Here is a 15,769-nt window from a genome sequence, read left to right as displayed (position 1 = left end):
AGACAAGGAGGATATATATTGCCAGTAAAAGTTAAAATAGAACATTTAACAAAAATATTTGGAAAACGCGTTAAAGCTGCCCTAGCTATGGTAGAGCAGGGAGAATCTAAAAATGAAATTCTCAAAAAGACCGGTGCAACCGTAGGGGTTTATGACACCAACTTTGAAATTAATGAGGGTGAAATTTTCGTCATCATGGGATTATCAGGTTCGGGGAAATCAACTTTACTGCGCTTACTTAACCGTTTAATTGAACCTACGAGTGGTAAAATCTTTATTGATAATCAAGACGTAGCGACTTTAAACAAAGAAGATTTGTTAAAGGTAAGACGTAAAACAATGAGCATGGTTTTTCAAAATTTTGGTTTATTCCCGCATCGCACAATTTTGGAAAATACAGAATACGGTTTAGAAGTTCAAAATGTGCCCAAAGAGGAAAGACGAGTGAGAGCAGAAAAGGCCTTGGCCAATGCTAACTTGTTAGATTTTAAAGATCAATACCCTAAGCAATTATCTGGCGGGATGCAACAACGTGTTGGTCTTGCTCGAGCTTTGGCTAATGATCCTGAAATTTTGTTAATGGACGAAGCTTTCTCAGCATTGGACCCGTTGATTCGACGCGAAATGCAAGATGAATTACTGGAACTTCAAGCAAAATTCCAAAAAACAATTATTTTCATTTCACATGATTTAAATGAAGCACTTCGTATCGGTGATCGTATAGCCATTATGAAAGATGGTAAAATCATGCAGATCGGAACAGGAGAAGAGATTTTAACAAATCCTGCAAACGATTATGTCAAGAGCTTTGTTGAGGATGTCGACCGTGCTAAAGTTATTACTGCTGAGAATATCATGATTCCAGCGTTGACAACCAATGTGGATGTGGATGGACCTACGGTTGCGCTCAAGAAAATGAAGGCTGAGGAAGTCAGCTCTCTTATGGCCGTTGATAAGAAACGCCAATTCCGAGGGGTGGTTACGAGTGAGCAGGCCATTAATGCTCGCCAAAATAATTTATCCTTACGTGATGTGATGACAACAGATGTAGATCAAGTAAGCAAAGAAACACTGGTCAGTGATATTTTACCAATTATTTATGATTCACCAACTCCACTTGCTGTAATTGACGAGCAAGGTTACTTAAAAGGTGTATTAATTCGTGGGAGTGTACTTGAAGCCCTTGCGGATATCCCTGATGAGATTGTAGAGGAGGAAAATAATGATTGATTTAGCGATAAGCAAACTCCCACTGGCCCAGTGGGTATCCAATATTACAGATTGGATTACAAGTAATTTTAGTGGTGGCTTTGATGTTATCCAGAAAATAGGAACATTTATTATGAATACCGTAACGGGTGCCTTAACAGCAGTTCCGTTTTGGTTGATGATTGGTGTGGTCACTTTACTTGCCATCTTGGTGTCTGGTAAGAAAATTGCCTTTCCTATTTTCACGTTTTTAGGGCTAGTCTTGATTGCTAATCAGGGGTTGTGGACAGATTTGATGAACACAATCACGCTTGTTTTACTCTCAAGTTTGCTTTCAATCGTAATCGGAGTGCCCTTGGGAATATGGATGGCGAAATCAGAAATTGTCGCTAAAATCGTCCAACCAATTCTAGACTTCATGCAAACAATGCCAGGTTTTGTTTATTTGATTCCTGCGGTTGCTTTCTTTGGTATCGGTGTAGTGCCTGGGGTATTCGCTTCAGTAATCTTTGCCTTACCACCTACTGTACGAATGACTAATTTGGGTATTCGTCAAGTTTCGACAGAATTGGTTGAAGCTGCTGATTCTTTTGGATCGACTCCACGCCAAAAACTCTTTAAGTTGGAATTTCCTTTAGCTAAAGGAACGATCATGGCTGGGGTAAATCAAACCATCATGTTGGCACTCTCAATGGTAGTTATTGCTTCAATGATTGGTGCGCCTGGGCTTGGTCGTGGTGTATTAGCTGCGGTACAATCGGCTGATATTGGTAAAGGTTTTGTAAGTGGGATTTCACTTGTCATTTTAGCGATTATTATTGACCGCTTTACTCAAAAACTTAACGTTTCACCGATTGAAAAGCAAACGAATCCTAAGATACGTCGCTGGAAACGTTGGGTGGCCCTAGCTTCACTTCTTGTATTGATTATTGGTGGAATTTCAGGACTTTCTTTTGGTAAAAAAGCTGCTGATAAAAAGGTAGATTTGGTTTATATGAACTGGGATTCTGAGGTAGCATCTGTGAATGTATTGGAACAAGCGATGAAACAACATGGCTTTGACGTGAATACAACGGCCCTAGATAATACGGTTGCTTGGCAAACCGTTGCAAACGGTCAAGCAGATGGAATGATCTCTGCTTGGTTGCCTAATACACATAAAACTCAGTGGCAAAAATTTGGCAAATCAGTTGAAAATCTCGGTACTAATTTGAAAGGTGCTAAAGTTGGCTTGGTTGTTCCTGCTTATATGAATGTAAATTCAATCGAAGATTTGAAAAATCAAGCCGATAAGAAAATCATCGGAATTGAACCTGGTGCTGGTGAAATGGCAACAGTTGAGAAAACGATGAAAGCTTATAATAATTTGAGCGATTGGACTTTGGTTCCTTCGTCTTCAGGTGCGATGACGGTTGCTTTAGGCGAAGCCATCAAACAGCATAAAGATATTGTCGTAACGGGATGGTCTCCTCACTGGATGTTTAATAAGTACGATTTGAAATATTTAGAAGATCCTAAAGGAACTATGGGTACTGAAGAAAATATCAATACGGTTGTTCGTAAAGATTTGAAGAAAGATAATCCAGAAGCCTACAAAGTATTAGATCAGTTCAATTGGACTCAAAAAGATATGGAAGCAGTAATGCTCGATATTCAAAATGGAAAAAGTCCAGAAGAAGCTGCAAATAAATGGATTAAAGCTCACCAAAGCCAAGTAGATCAATGGTTTAAGTAAAATTTACGGGTAAGTTTTAAAAAAGGATAAAAGATCTCCTGACATATTTGTTCAGGAGGTCTTTTTTAGCATCCGAAAGCCGTGCTGAGTAAGAGTTTTTGTTATAATAGAATTAAAAATGAGATAAAGTGAGTGAAGAATGGAAAAACAAAATAAAAAAAGTTCGGGAATGTTTGCCGTTTTTGCGGCGCTTGGAGCCAATATACTGGTAGCAATTAGTAAGTTTGTTGGTTATGCCTTATCTGGTTCTGCTGCGATGTTAAATGAGAGTATTCATTCTGTTGTGGATTGTGGTAACCAAATCTTACTATTGTTTGGGGATCGGCGCTCGAAGCAAAAGAGTTCTAATCTTCACCAATTTGGTGAAGCACGGGCGAAATATTTCTTTAGTATGATTGTGGCAATGTTCCTCTTTTTTGGTGGGGGAGTTATTGGGGTAATGGAAGCTTATGATAAATTGGTCCACCCAGCTCATACCGTAGAAAATACAGGGATTGTGATTGCTATCTTGATTGCTGGTATGTTGATTGAGGGGTCTTCTTTACGGATTGCTTTTAAGGAGATTGCTGAGTTAAATACTGGGAAATTACCGATTTTTAGATTTTTACATGAGAGTCGGCACAGTGAGATTTTAGTAATTTTTGCTGAGGATTTTTGTGCCATCATTGGCTTATTATTGGCACTTTTGGGTACTGTTTTGACTCTTGTGACGGGTAATCCTATGTTTGATGCGATAAGTGGGATGCTGATTGGAATATTATTGATGGGAGCAGCGATTTTCCTCACACGCGAATTTTATAGCTTGATTGTTGGTGAACGGGTTACAGATAGTGACCTCACCAAGATTTTAGCTGCTTTTGAGCGTTCTGATATCGAGCGCGTTATTAACGTCAAGACGGTTCACTTGGGTCCAACAGAAATATTAATTGCTGCCAAAATTGATTTAGTTAATGAATTGGTGATACCAGATTATGATGTGGTCAATCAAATTGAAGCTGAAATTCGGAAAAATCTCGCAGATAAAAAGTGTTATATTTATATTGAAATTGATGAATTTGACGAAAATTATCAACGTTAAACTTACTGACAGAACCGTCAGTTAATAAATGATATAATAAACTTATAAAACAATAAGAAAAGGAGGAAAAAGTGAAAGATTATTTTGAGCATTTTGAATTAAAAATTGTAAAATTATTATCTAAAATTAGCTTTCTCTCACTGATGATTGTGGGCTTAGTGATTGTTTATTTTCTCTTTCGGGAGGTCTACGCGCTTGTTTTGCTCACTTTTCAGCCAGACAGTAGCGGTCATTATTATGATGTCTTAAAGAGTATTCTTTCTTTCTTTATTTTCTTTGAGTTTCTCACTTTGATTATCACCTCCTTGCGTAATAAAGGACATGTTTCGCTTATTTTCTTATTATCTTTAGGAATTACATCCCTTATCCGTCAATTACTCACTTATCATGAGCAACTAGGGGGAGTGATTTTGATTGCTGTTGCAATCCTCTTATTGATAATAGGTGTAGTGATATTGAAAAAATTTATCTTTGCTGAAGATAAAAATGAAGAACATTTTTAATAGATGAGATTAAAAAAATTACTGACAGCTCTGTCAGTAATTTTTTATTAGAATTTTTTGAGATAAATTTTATCAACATAATGTTTTTCAGTTTTATGAAGAATGATTTCAGCACGATTTCTCGTTGGTTCGATATACTCCCGAAGATTGACTCTGTTGACACTGGCCCAGGTTTCCTTTGCCAATTTGACCACTTCATCAGTCGGCATTTTTGTAAATTGATGATAAAAATTAGCTTCATCAGACTTGGCCAATTTTAATAAGCTATCAAAGCGTTCCAGGTACCACTTTTCAATGAGTTTCTCATCGGCATCTACGTAGATTGAAAAGTCATAAAAATCACTGATATAAAGCATTTGGTTTTGAGGATTTTGTAAAACATTGATTCCTTCAACAATCAGAATATCTGGCCGGTCAATGATTTGAACTTGATCTGGTAGGATGTCGTAAATTTCATGAGAATAGATAGGGAGTTCGCATGTTTCACCATTTTTCACCCGATATAAAAATTCAATCAGGGCTTCCATATCATAACTTTCTGGGAAACCTTTGCGATCTAAAATACCTTGCGCTTTAAGGTCGGCAGTCGTTCTCAAAAAACCATCTGTTGTGACAAGTTCAACAGAAAGCTTTGGAAAGGCCCGCGAAAGAAGCAGTTGGACAAGTCGTGCTGTTGTTGATTTTCCAACTGCTACTGAGCCAGATATGCCAATGATAAGAGGTGGGGTTTTAACGATTTTTTGAAGAAATAATCCTTTGGAAAAGCTCATATCTTCGCGATTTTTTTTGTAAAGACGAAGCAAATGAACAAGCGGTAAATAGACATCTTGCACGTCCTGGAGGCTAATCTCATCATTGAGAGAGCGAATAGACTCTAGCTCTTCATGGGTGAGCGGAGGAATAGAAGTCTTATATAAATTTTGCCACTTTTCACGGCTAATTTCGTCAAAATTAATGAATTCATTCATGAGAAATATTTTACCATATTTTCTAATAGATAAGGTAAAATAACTTATTTTCTTGTAAGCGGCTTAAGGTAGATGAGCACTTACTGATGGCGCTTCCGTTCGGTCAATGTAAAGGTTTACTTATATAAAGGGGACTTATGTAAAATTTTTCAAGGCGAAAAAGTCGCTTTTATGTTAAAATGAGATTAATGGTAAAAACAAATATGTATTACGAGGATAATCGTGACCTTTCGCACGATATTCAAAAATTAAATGTCGAGTTATTGGGCCTTCCGATGGTATTTTCTACTGACCGTGGCGTTTTTTCTAAAAGTGCAATTGATTATGGCTCACGAGTGCTATTGGAACATTATGACCCTGAACAGGCCGAGAGCCTCCTGGATGTGGGGTGTGGTTATGGGACACTTGGCATCACCTTAGCTAAAAAATTTAATCTTGCGGTAACGATGGTGGATGTGAATAGTCGCGCGCTCGATCTCTGTGAAAAAAATGCTGTAGATAATGCAGTAATACCAGTAGAGATTAAACGCTCTGACACTTATGAGTCGGTCAGCAACTGTTACGATGCAATTATCTCCAACCCACCGATTAGGGCAGGAAAAGAGGTTGTTCATGGTATTCTGAAAGGAGCCTTTGACCATCTCAATCCGCAAGGGCATCTGACGGTCGTCATCCAAAAAAAACAAGGGGCACCATCAGCACAAAAGAAAATGACTGAAGTTTTCGGTAACTGTACGCTCCTTGCAAAGGATAAAGGCTATTTTATCTTACGGAGCTATAAGCTTGATCTTGCTTGATTCAAAGAGGAGTTGAATATGACATATCGCATGGTAGATCTCATTCAAAAAAAACGTGACGGCGGAATTTTTGATGAAGCTGAAATTAATTGGATGATTGAAAATTACGTTACTGGAAATGTACCGGATTACCAAATGGCAGCACTGGCTATGGCTATCTATTTTAAGGGAATGACCACGGAAGAAACAGCTGCGCTGACCATGGCTATGGTGCACTCTGGCAAAGAATTTGATTTGAGTGCCATCCCTGGTATCAAGGTTGATAAGCATTCTACAGGAGGAGTAGGAGATAAAGTAACTCTTATTTTGGCCCCCTTGGTGGCTTCTTTTGGAGTTCCTGTCGCTAAAATGTCGGGGCGGGGCCTTGGTCATACTGGCGGCACTTTAGATAAATTAGAGTCTATTCCTGGTTTTAAATTTGAAAAGACAGAAGCAGCGTTTATTGAACAAGTTCAAAAGACAGGGATTGCAGTTATTGGTCAATCTGATGAGCTGGTAAAAGCTGACAAGTTACTGTACGCTTTGCGTGATGTGACAGCTACAGTCGACATCATTCCATTGATTGCTAGTTCTGTAATGTCCAAAAAAATTGCCGCAGGGTCTGATGCCATCTTGTTGGATGTGACAGTAGGTGATGGTGCTTTTATGAAGACTGTTGAAGATGCACGTCTTCTCGCACGTACAATGGTCGATCTTGGGAAGTCAGTCGGACGTGAAACCGTTGCAGTGATTACCAATATGAGCCAACCTCTAGGCTATGCTGTTGGAAATCGTAACGAAATGACAGAGGCGGTTAAAACCTTGCAAGGTCAAGGTCCTCAAGCCTTTCGTGAATTTATCGCCGAACTTGCACAAATCATGCTAGAATTAGCGGGGAAAACCCAGTCAATTCCTGAAATCTTGGCACATTTAGATAACGGGTTAGCTTATGAAAAATTTGTAGCCATGATTGAAGCACAAGAAGGAGACCCGAGAGCTTATGAAAACTTGACAGCTCCACTCAAAACGAAGCATCAAGTTGAAATCAGAGCGACTCAATCGGGCTTTATCCATGAAGAAAAAGCCTTAGGAATCGGTATCGTCGCTATGAAATTAGGTGCGGGTCGTGCAACCAAAAATGATCAAATCGATTTTGAAGCAGGCGTTACGTTAGCGAAGAAAGTTGGAGATGCTGTCACTGAAGGTGATTTGATTGCTACACTTTACTCCAATCAGCCCATCACAGCTGAGTTGATTTCAGAGTTTAATGACAGTCTTGTCATTAGTGATGAGGAGCATCATCCTAAAGAAATCTTAGAGATTGTGAGATAAATGAAAAGAGATTTAAAAATTCCAACAGCAATTATTGCTGTGCAGGTTATTTTAGCTGCTCTTGCAGGCGCTTTTACTAAGCTAATCCTTCAAAATACGGGTTGGCTCCTGCAATTAATCGCTTTTATTATCGTTTTTGTTATCGTTTATAGTCTTGTCGGACTAGTGTATTTAAAAATAAAAAAATAGAAAAGAGTTACAGATGCAAATTAATAAATATATTGACCATACTATTCTTAAAGCCGATGCTCCAAAATCTAAAGTTCAACAAATAATTGATGAAGCAAAAAAATATGATTTCATGAGCGTTTGTATTAACCCAACATGGGTAAATTATGCCAGTCAAGAACTTAAAGATACAGACGTTAAAGTATGTACAGTGATTGGTTTTCCTTTAGGTGCTAATACTTCTGAAGTCAAAGCTTTTGAAGCTAAAAACGCTATTGAAAATGGTGCTGATGAAATTGACATGGTCATTAATATTGGTGCAGCAAAATCTAAGGATTGGGATCTTGTTGAGTCAGATATTGCAGCTGTCAACGCAGTAAAAGGTGATAAACTTCTTAAAGTCATCATTGAAACAAGCCTCTTGACTGACGATGAAAAGATTAAAGCTTGTCAAATTGCTAAAGCAGTCGGCGCTGATTTTGTCAAAACTTCAACAGGCTTCTCAACAGGTGGTGCGACTGTTCATGATGTAAAATTGATGCGTCAAACGGTTGGTCCAGATATGGGCGTTAAGGCTTCTGGTGGAGTTCATAATCTTGAAGAAGCAAAAGCAATGATTGATGCTGGTGCAACACGTCTTGGTGTTTCGGCTGGTGTTGCAATTATGGAAGGTCTGACTTCAAATGACAGCTACTAATGAAATGATTGTTGCCGCACGCGAAGCGGCGAGTTTGGCGTATGTTCCTTACTCTCATTTTCCTGTAGGAGCAGCTTTTCACACGACTGATGGTCAAATTATCACAGGTTGTAATATTGAAAATGCGAGTTTTGGACTTTCTAACTGTGCTGAACGAACAGCTATTTTTAAAGCTATATCTGAGGGTGTGACAAATTTTGATGCGCTTTACGTGTTTGGGGAAACTGAAGAACCTATCAGCCCTTGTGGAGCTTGTCGACAAGTCCTTGCAGAATTCTGCCCAGCAGATATGCCAGTTTATTTAATTTCTAAAGAAAATAAAGTTAAGCCTACCACCGTTGCAGAGCTCTTGCCTTATTCTTTCAAAGAACTAGTTTAGCAAATAGTGACACGTATAAAATATACTGACGGGTTCGTCAGTATATAAAAATTCCGCATAAGCAAACGCTTACTTTTCTGTAGATGAAGCTTTTAACAATCGGATGTCCAGTTATTTTAGAGAAGAAGTCTTAGGAATAAAGTTGGAATAGACCAATTTTAGAGCTTGAAAGGAGGACCTAAAAATTGTTGATGGCTATTTCCGAACAATCAAAGAATAGTCACACAAATTTTTGTATAACGCTTGCAAAAAAAATACTTATAGCTTAAAATAGTCTTAAGCTATGTTTAGCAAACAAAATTCGGAGGAACCTTTTTCCATGAAAAAACGTGTATTTGCAGTTGGTGCTATCGCACTTGCATCAGTAACTGTCCTTGCTGGATGTCGTTCACATGACGCCGGAGGATCTTCTTCAAATGACAAAACGGATCTCAAGGTAGCTATGATCACTGATACAGGTGGGATTAACGACCGTTCATTTAACCAATCTGCTTGGGAAGGCTTACAAGCCTGGGGTAAAGATAACGGCCTTAAAAAAGGAGTGGGTTACAATTATTTCCAATCGAACTCAGCCTCAGATTATACTACAAACTTTAACTCAGCTGAGCAACAAGGCTACAAACTTCTCTTTGGGATTGGTTTTTCTCTTCAAGATGCTACAACATCAGCCGCTAAGAATAATCCAAAATCAAACTTTGTCATTATTGACTCAGTAATTGAAGGTCAAAAGAACGTAGCATCAGCCCTCTTTGCAGATAATGAATCTGCATATCTTGCTGGTGTCGCTGCGGCTAAAGCTACTAAAACTGACAAGATTGGTTTTATCGGTGGAATGCAATCTGATGTTATTACACGCTTTGAAAAAGGTTATGAAGCAGGTGCCAAATCTGTTAAACCTAATATTAAAGTAGATGTTCAGTATGCAGGCTCATTTACAGATGCCGCTAAGGGTAAAACGATTGCTGCAGCAATGTACGGTGCTGGTGATGATGTGGTTTACCAATGTGCTGGTGGTGTAGGGGTAGGAGCCTTTAGTGAAGCTAAAGCTTTGAATTCAACGAAAAACGAAGCGGATAAAGTATGGCTTATCGGAGTTGACCAAGATCAAGAATATCTTGGGGATTATACTTCAAAAGACGGTAAAAAATCAAACTTTGTCCTTGTATCCACGATTAAAGAAGTGGGCAAAGTCGTGCAAGATATCGCTGATAAAACAAAAGATGGTAAATTCCCTGGTGGAGAAACAACCACTTACAATCTTAAAGATGGCGGTACAGATTTAGCTAAAGATAATGCTTCAGATGACGTTTGGAAAGCTGTAGAAACTGCAAAAGCAGATATTATCTCAGGTAAAATTACTGTTCCTGCAAAATAATTGAACACGTCGAAAAAATCAATTTTAAGATTGGTTTTTTCTTTTAATCTCAAGCAGCGACAAAGCAATAATTTATAATATTTTTTATACAAATGTTTAGAACTATGCTATAATAATATAGACAAATAGCAAAGTGGTATAGATGGTTACTTTCTGGTAGGGAGAAGAGATGGCAAGAAAATCAGTTCCAAATTATATAAAAATACACGATGCGCTCAAAGATGAGGTAGAAAAGGACATTTGGAAGATAGGGCAACGCCTGCCGAGCGAACGGGACTTAGCAGAGCGTTTCAGTGTGAGCCGAATGACAGCTCGTCAAGCAGTGACAGCTCTTGTGGATGAGGGGATTTTGGACCGTCGTGTCGGTTCTGGAACTTATGTAGCAAGTCGTCGTGTCCGTGAAAAAATGAGAGGAACCACTTCCTTTACAGAAATCATCACTTCACAGGGAAAAACACCTTCTACAGAAGTTTTGAGCTATATTAAGACTGCTCCCAACGAAGTAGAGTGTGAAAAACTAAATATAACTAAAAAGGATTCCATTATCAGAATGGAGCGGATTCGTTATGCGGATAACGTACCAATTTGTTTCGAAGTAGCAAGTATTCCTTTTAATTTAGTAAAGACATTTGATAAAAAGGAAATAACTAGTAATTTCTTTCGCACGTTAGAGAAGCATGGCTACGAGATTGTACGTAGTGAACAAATCATTTCTGCAAAACGAGTGAGTACAGAAGTTGCTGAGTACCTAAAAACACGAGTGGGTTCGGCGATACTCGGATTAACACAAGTTTCTTATTTGGCAGATGGAACAGCGTTTGAATATGTTTTGTCTCAGTATGTTGGTGATCGCTTTGAGTTTTATTTAGAAAGATAAAAAGGACTTCAAAAGTCCTTTTTTATAGTTTCACTGTAAAAGTTGTCCCTTTTCCTAAGATACTGACGACGTCAATTGTACCATGAAGCTCTTGAACATTTTTTTCAACGATAGCTAGTCCTAAGCCTGTTCCCTTGACTTCAGAGCGACTCTCATCGACACGGTAGAAGCGATCGAAAATCCGCTCTTTCTGAATTTCGGTTAAACCAGGTCCATTATCACTGACACTAAAGACAATCTGCCCTTTTTCTGACTGAAGACTAATAAAGATTTGCCCACGTTCAGGTGTATACTTAATGGCATTCTCAATAAGATTTTCAAAAATACTGTAAATCATTGCTTCATTTGTTTTTAATTGCACTTTATCAATCTGAGTTTTGACATGGAGCATCTTTTCAGAGATTTGAGGCCCTGAAGTCCTCAAAATATTTTGAATCAATTGAGCTAATTCTAGTTTTTTCTTCTCGATACGATGATTTTGCTTCGTAAGCAGAAGAGTGTCCTGAACAAGATTCATGAGACGGTTACTTTCTTTGCTAATGATTGAAGCAAAGTTACGTGTTTCTTCTTTTGAAACTGAAGTTGTCTCCAGTAGCTCTGCAAAGCCTTTGATAGAAGTAAGCGGTGTTTTTAGTTCATGTGAGACGTTAGCAATAAATTCATTATGTGCATCTAACGTACGTCGATAGCTCGTAACATCCAACATAGCGACAAGAAAGCGGCTATCTAAGTCAGGTAGAGGTGTAATTCTGACTTGATAGTAGGCCCCAATTTTTTCGAAATAAAAGAGTTTTTCTTGAATATCAGGATGGAGCATTTTGTCAACGAGGAAACTAAGAAAATCAGCATAAGGGCTAAAAATATCAAGGTTCTCTGTGTCAGCAAATTCATTGTTGAAAGAAGCATTGGTCCTTCTTATTTTCCCTTTATTATTGTAAATGAAGATGGGAAATTGGAAAAATTCGATAAATTCATAAAGGTTTTCCTTTTTCTCGGTATGTGAGAGGGCTTGGCGTTGAATGCTTTCTCCAAGTTTGTTGAGTTCTGTGGTGATTTTATCATCATTTTCATTAATGAGATAACTTTGGGTTAGTGGACTTCGCTCAATGTTTTTGATTTTTGCTACAGTATTTTCCGTGAATACGTGCATGCGTTGTGCTCTACGGAGAACTTGGGCAGCGACTGCTAGATAGAAAAGTAGGGCAAAAGTGATAATCGAAAAATCGGCAACAAGGGTAGGGGTACGATCCTCGGTGACCCGGAGATAACCGTCAATTTGGCCCTCTTTAAATATTGGACTGGTAGTCGTAATTTTTGTGCGAGTTAGTGCGCGAGAGTAGGAAGCCCCGCCTTCAATTTTTCGAGTGTCTGCATTATCCGTACTCGCAGGTAGATGCTCAAAGTTGGCTGGGAGCTCATTAGTGGGATTTTTTTCCAGGAAAAGCTGGATTTTATTTGCTGTATTTAATACGCGTTCTGTGTCGTTGCTTAGGATATTTTGGTTTAATAAAACCACGAGTCCTAAAATAGCAATGATATAGATTATCGTCATGATAACGATATTTTTAAGCTTCATTTTCTTCAAAGTAGTAGCCAAATCCTCGTTTAGTTTTAATATAGCGGTTGTCTAATTTTTTTCTTATTTTGGAGATGAGCACATCAATGGTACGAGTTTCTGCGGCATCGGAAATTCCCCAAAAATGTTTTAGAAGTTCTTCGCGGCTAATGATACTACCTCGTCTTTGAGCAAGTAACTCCAGTATCTCAAACTCGCGTTTCGTAAAATCCAATTGGTTGCTATCTAAGTGGACTTCTTTTTTGACGAAGTCAATGACAAGGTGCTTTGTTACCAAAGACTGTTCTTTTTCTAATTTGGGGTCTTCGAAGGATGGCACTGGATTATACATCTGGTTTCTACGAATGAGTGCTGCTGCACGAACCATGATTTCTTTCATAGGAGTACTTTTATCGAGATACTCATCAGAGCCAGCTGACAGGCCTGTCAGTTTCATTTCGTCATCTTCACGCGCAGTCAAAATTAAGATTGGTGTGAAGTTTCCAACTTTACGAAGCATTTGAGTGACCTCAATCCCTGAATATTCTGGCATCATTAGATCGAGAAGGATGAGGTCAAAAGGATTTTTGCGAGCTTTTTCGAAAGCTTTTTTTCCATCATCTACCGTAGTGACCTCAAAATCATTTTGCCGAAAATGATAGGACAAAAGGGTCAAAATCGACCGATCGTCATCAGCAATTAAAATTTTTTTCATACTTTTAATTATAACAAATAGAGCCCTTGCTTGGCTAGGTTTATCGCATATTTTTAGTAGAAAAGTTCTTTTCGTTGACAAAATACCCTGCGGGGTATATAATAAAAGCAAGATTAAGGAGAAGAAATGGAAAATATAAGTACTGAAGCATTGGTAAAAGCTATGGTGAATGATGTCCCCGTGGTCGACGTGCGTGAAAGCTTTGAATACAACGAGGGCCATATCCCTACTGCTAAAAATATCCCTTTAAGCGAGCTTGAACTGCGCTATTCAGAAGTCGCACCTGAAACATATATTATTTGTCGCTCAGGGGCACGTTCACAACGGGCGGTGGATTTTTTAGCCACCAAAGGAATTCCAACCACAAATGTTCTAGGCGGTACACAAGCGTGGGATGGCTGCTTAGTTAAGGAGGAGTGATGTTTCATATTTTTAGACAAAGAAAAACTATCACTATGCCTGTTTTACTTCAAAAATTAAATAAAGGACGTCCAGTTGTGGGTGATGTGCGTGAGCGATCTGAATATGAAGCTGGCCATCTTAAAGGCGTGCGTAATGTTCCTTTAAAGGAGTTAAATCAACTTTCTTTAGCAAACGATACACCAGTATACGTCCTTTGTCAATCGGGGAAACGTTCGAAACAAGCTTATAAGACATTAGAGAAAAAAGGAATGATAGTGCTTGATGTAGAGGGCGGTATGAATACCTATAAGGGAAGGGTGGTAAAATAATGGCTAAAAAATATTTGATTGTTGGAGGAGTGGCTGGTGGGATGTCGGCTGCCACGCGATTAAGGCGGCTGCAAGAGGAAGCTGAAATTATTGTTTTTGAAAAAGGCCCGCATGTTTCCTTTGCGAATTGTGGCTTACCATATTATCTTTCGGGTGAGATTGAGGGGCGCGAACAATTAATTGTCCAAACTAGTGCGTCATTGCGTCAGCGCTTTAATCTTGATATCCGCGAAAATTCGGAAGTGGTGGCTATTGATGCTACGAATAAAACAGTAAGGGTCCGTGCGAAGAATCAAGAATATCAAGAAAGTTATGATGCTTTAATCCTCTCCCCAGGTGCAAAACCTCTTTTACCTTCACTGACAGGCCTGTCAGAAGCTACAAATGCTTTTTCTTTGAGAAATATTCCTGATGTGGATCAAATCATGACTTTTTTGAAGGAGAAGCAACCAAGCTCTGCTGTCGTCATTGGTGCGGGTTTCATTGGTCTTGAAATGGCAGAAAATTTGAAGAAGCGCGGTTTATCAGTTACAATTGTTGAAAAAGTTGCGCATGTTTTACCCACGTTAGATCAAGAAATGGCTATACCTCTACAAAATGAGCTTGAAAAGCAACAGGTAAAAGTACTGACGCAACGCTCAGCAATAGCCATTCAAGCCAATCAACTTGTCTTGGATAACCAAGAGGTTCTGTCAGCCGATCTTGTGGTTTTGTCAGTAGGGGTACAGCCAGAGACTGATTTGGCGGCTTCGGCTGGAATTGAGTTGGGCTTAAAAGGGGGAATTTTAGTGGATGAGCACTATGAAACTTCTTTAGCGGATATTTATGCTGTCGGTGATGCAATTGTGGTTAAGGAACAAATCAGTGGTCAACCTGCTTTGATTTCCTTAGCGAGTCCGGCAAACCGTCAGGGCCGTCAAGTTGCGGATATACTTTCTGGTTTGCCTGTTAAAAATAGAGGAAGTATCGGAACAGCAATAGTCAGAACCTTTGAACGCACGGCAGCGAGCACGGGGATGAGCGAACGGAACGTCCAAGCTCTTGGCCTCCCCTATAAAGTCGTTCACTTAAGCGGGAATGACCATGCCACTTACTATCCAGGTGCAACATCTATTTTATTAAAGCTTATTTTTGAACCAAAGACCGGTCAAATTTATGGTGCTCAGGCAGTGGGTGAAAAAGGTGTAGATAAGCGTATTGATGTCTTATCAACTGTGATTAAAGCGGGCATGACTATTTTTGATCTCCCAGAACTCGAGCTGAGCTATGCCCCACCTTTTGGCTCGGCAAAGGATCTAGTAAATATGACAGGCTATGCAGCTAGTAATATTGCGCTTGGTTTATCCGATAATGTTCAATGGCACGAGTTAGCTCATGAACTTGCCAGTGGCAAAATTTTACTAGATGTCCGCCAACCAGAGGAGTTACAAAAGGGGGCCTTTAAAAACGCCTTAAACATCCCCTTAAATGAGTTGCGGGAACGATTGGGGGAGCTTGATAAGAAAGAATCCTACATTGTCAGTTGCCAATCTGGCTTACGTGCCTATCATGCCGAGCGTATTCTTAAACAACACGGTTTCTCTGTACAAAATCTCGATGGAGCCTATGCTTTGTACAGTGCAGTCACAAATGAACTTTTGGAGGATAAAAGTGGTACATTATAATACAAAA

General features: G+C 39.0%; 17 protein-coding genes. 14 read left to right on the top strand and 3 right to left on the bottom strand.

All coding sequences use genetic code 11. The features are described from left to right. Nucleotides 1-18: 18 nt before the first annotated feature. From JW886_RS06570 to psiE, 4 genes are all read left to right on the top strand, one after another. The gene (locus tag JW886_RS06570; RefSeq protein WP_200407255.1) at nt 19-1,230 is read left to right on the top strand and encodes a quaternary amine ABC transporter ATP-binding protein; all 1,212 of its coding nucleotides are present in this window, start codon (nt 19-21) and stop codon (nt 1,228-1,230) included. Next, nucleotides 1,223-2,944, top strand: coding sequence for an ABC transporter permease/substrate binding protein (locus JW886_RS06565; RefSeq protein ID WP_075525544.1), 1,722 nt, complete (start codon nt 1,223-1,225; stop codon nt 2,942-2,944). Before JW886_RS06570 ends, JW886_RS06565 begins: the two co-directional genes overlap by 8 nt. 139 nt (nt 2,945-3,083) lie before the next feature. After that, entirely contained in the window at nt 3,084-4,022 is a 939-nt protein-coding gene (locus JW886_RS06560; RefSeq protein WP_075525545.1) for a cation diffusion facilitator family transporter, read from the top strand. A 71-nt stretch (nt 4,023-4,093) separates the two neighbouring features. Continuing rightward, complete coding sequence (gene psiE / locus JW886_RS06555; protein WP_205871616.1) at nt 4,094-4,525, top strand: phosphate-starvation-inducible protein PsiE; 432 nt, start codon at nt 4,094-4,096, stop codon at nt 4,523-4,525. 47 nt (nt 4,526-4,572) lie between these two features. Here the strand turns inward: psiE and coaA are convergent, their stop codons facing one another. Next, entirely contained in the window at nt 4,573-5,493 is a 921-nt protein-coding gene (coaA, locus tag JW886_RS06550) for a type I pantothenate kinase (protein WP_200407257.1), read from the bottom strand. Nucleotides 5,494-5,681: 188 nt separating this feature from the next. Between coaA and JW886_RS06545 the strand changes: the two genes are divergently transcribed. From JW886_RS06545 to JW886_RS06515, 7 genes are all read left to right on the top strand, one after another. Then, nucleotides 5,682-6,290, top strand: a complete 609-nt coding sequence (locus tag JW886_RS06545; protein ID WP_205871615.1) for a class I SAM-dependent methyltransferase — start codon at nt 5,682-5,684, stop codon at nt 6,288-6,290. 18 nt (nt 6,291-6,308) lie between these two features. Further along, a complete protein-coding gene (locus tag JW886_RS06540; protein WP_205871614.1) occupies nt 6,309-7,601 on the top strand; it encodes a pyrimidine-nucleoside phosphorylase in 1,293 nt (430 codons plus the stop codon). Next, nucleotides 7,602-7,790 carry a hypothetical protein gene (locus JW886_RS06535; protein WP_075525549.1) on the top strand — a complete coding sequence of 63 codons (189 nt, stop codon included), beginning with the start codon at nt 7,602-7,604 and terminating at the stop codon, nt 7,788-7,790. It begins immediately after the preceding gene. A gap of 13 nt (nt 7,791-7,803) precedes the next feature. Further along, nucleotides 7,804-8,466, top strand: coding sequence for a deoxyribose-phosphate aldolase (deoC, locus tag JW886_RS06530; protein WP_075525550.1), 663 nt, complete (start codon nt 7,804-7,806; stop codon nt 8,464-8,466). Beyond that, on the top strand, nt 8,453-8,845 hold the full coding sequence (locus tag JW886_RS06525; RefSeq protein ID WP_075525551.1) for a cytidine deaminase: 393 nt from the start codon (nt 8,453-8,455) through the stop codon (nt 8,843-8,845). The genes deoC and JW886_RS06525 overlap by 14 nt, the downstream gene beginning before the upstream one ends. Nucleotides 8,846-9,164: 319 nt before the next feature. Beyond that, entirely contained in the window at nt 9,165-10,220 is a 1,056-nt protein-coding gene (locus JW886_RS06520; RefSeq protein WP_075525552.1) for a BMP family lipoprotein, read from the top strand. 169 nt (nt 10,221-10,389) lie between these two features. Continuing rightward, nucleotides 10,390-11,097, top strand: coding sequence for a GntR family transcriptional regulator (locus JW886_RS06515; protein ID WP_075525553.1), 708 nt, complete (start codon nt 10,390-10,392; stop codon nt 11,095-11,097). A gap of 22 nt (nt 11,098-11,119) precedes the next feature. Here the strand turns inward: JW886_RS06515 and JW886_RS06510 are convergent, their stop codons facing one another. Continuing rightward, entirely contained in the window at nt 11,120-12,673 is a 1,554-nt protein-coding gene (locus JW886_RS06510) for a sensor histidine kinase (protein WP_075525554.1), read from the bottom strand. Next, entirely contained in the window at nt 12,663-13,367 is a 705-nt protein-coding gene (locus JW886_RS06505) for a response regulator transcription factor (RefSeq protein WP_205272271.1), read from the bottom strand. Before JW886_RS06505 ends, JW886_RS06510 begins: the two co-directional genes overlap by 11 nt. A 126-nt stretch (nt 13,368-13,493) precedes the next feature. On the opposite strand from JW886_RS06505, the gene JW886_RS06500 reads away from it, so the two are divergent. From JW886_RS06500 to JW886_RS06490, 3 genes are read left to right on the top strand one after another with little or no spacing between them, the layout of a single operon-like run. Next, on the top strand, nt 13,494-13,787 hold the full coding sequence (locus tag JW886_RS06500; RefSeq protein ID WP_075525556.1) for a rhodanese-like domain-containing protein: 294 nt from the start codon (nt 13,494-13,496) through the stop codon (nt 13,785-13,787). Further along, complete coding sequence (locus JW886_RS06495) at nt 13,787-14,098, top strand: rhodanese-like domain-containing protein (RefSeq protein ID WP_205871613.1); 312 nt, start codon at nt 13,787-13,789, stop codon at nt 14,096-14,098. The genes JW886_RS06500 and JW886_RS06495 overlap by 1 nt, the downstream gene beginning before the upstream one ends. Continuing rightward, on the top strand, nt 14,098-15,762 hold the full coding sequence (locus tag JW886_RS06490; protein WP_205871612.1) for an FAD-dependent oxidoreductase: 1,665 nt from the start codon (nt 14,098-14,100) through the stop codon (nt 15,760-15,762). Before JW886_RS06495 ends, JW886_RS06490 begins: the two co-directional genes overlap by 1 nt. The last annotated feature ends 7 nt before the right edge of the window (nt 15,763-15,769 follow it).

The organism is Lactococcus taiwanensis (assembly GCF_017068355.1).
GTDB lineage: Bacteria > Bacillota > Bacilli > Lactobacillales > Streptococcaceae > Lactococcus > Lactococcus taiwanensis.
Note: the sequence above shows the minus strand (reverse complement) of the source record. Positions and strands in the feature narration are given on the sequence as shown.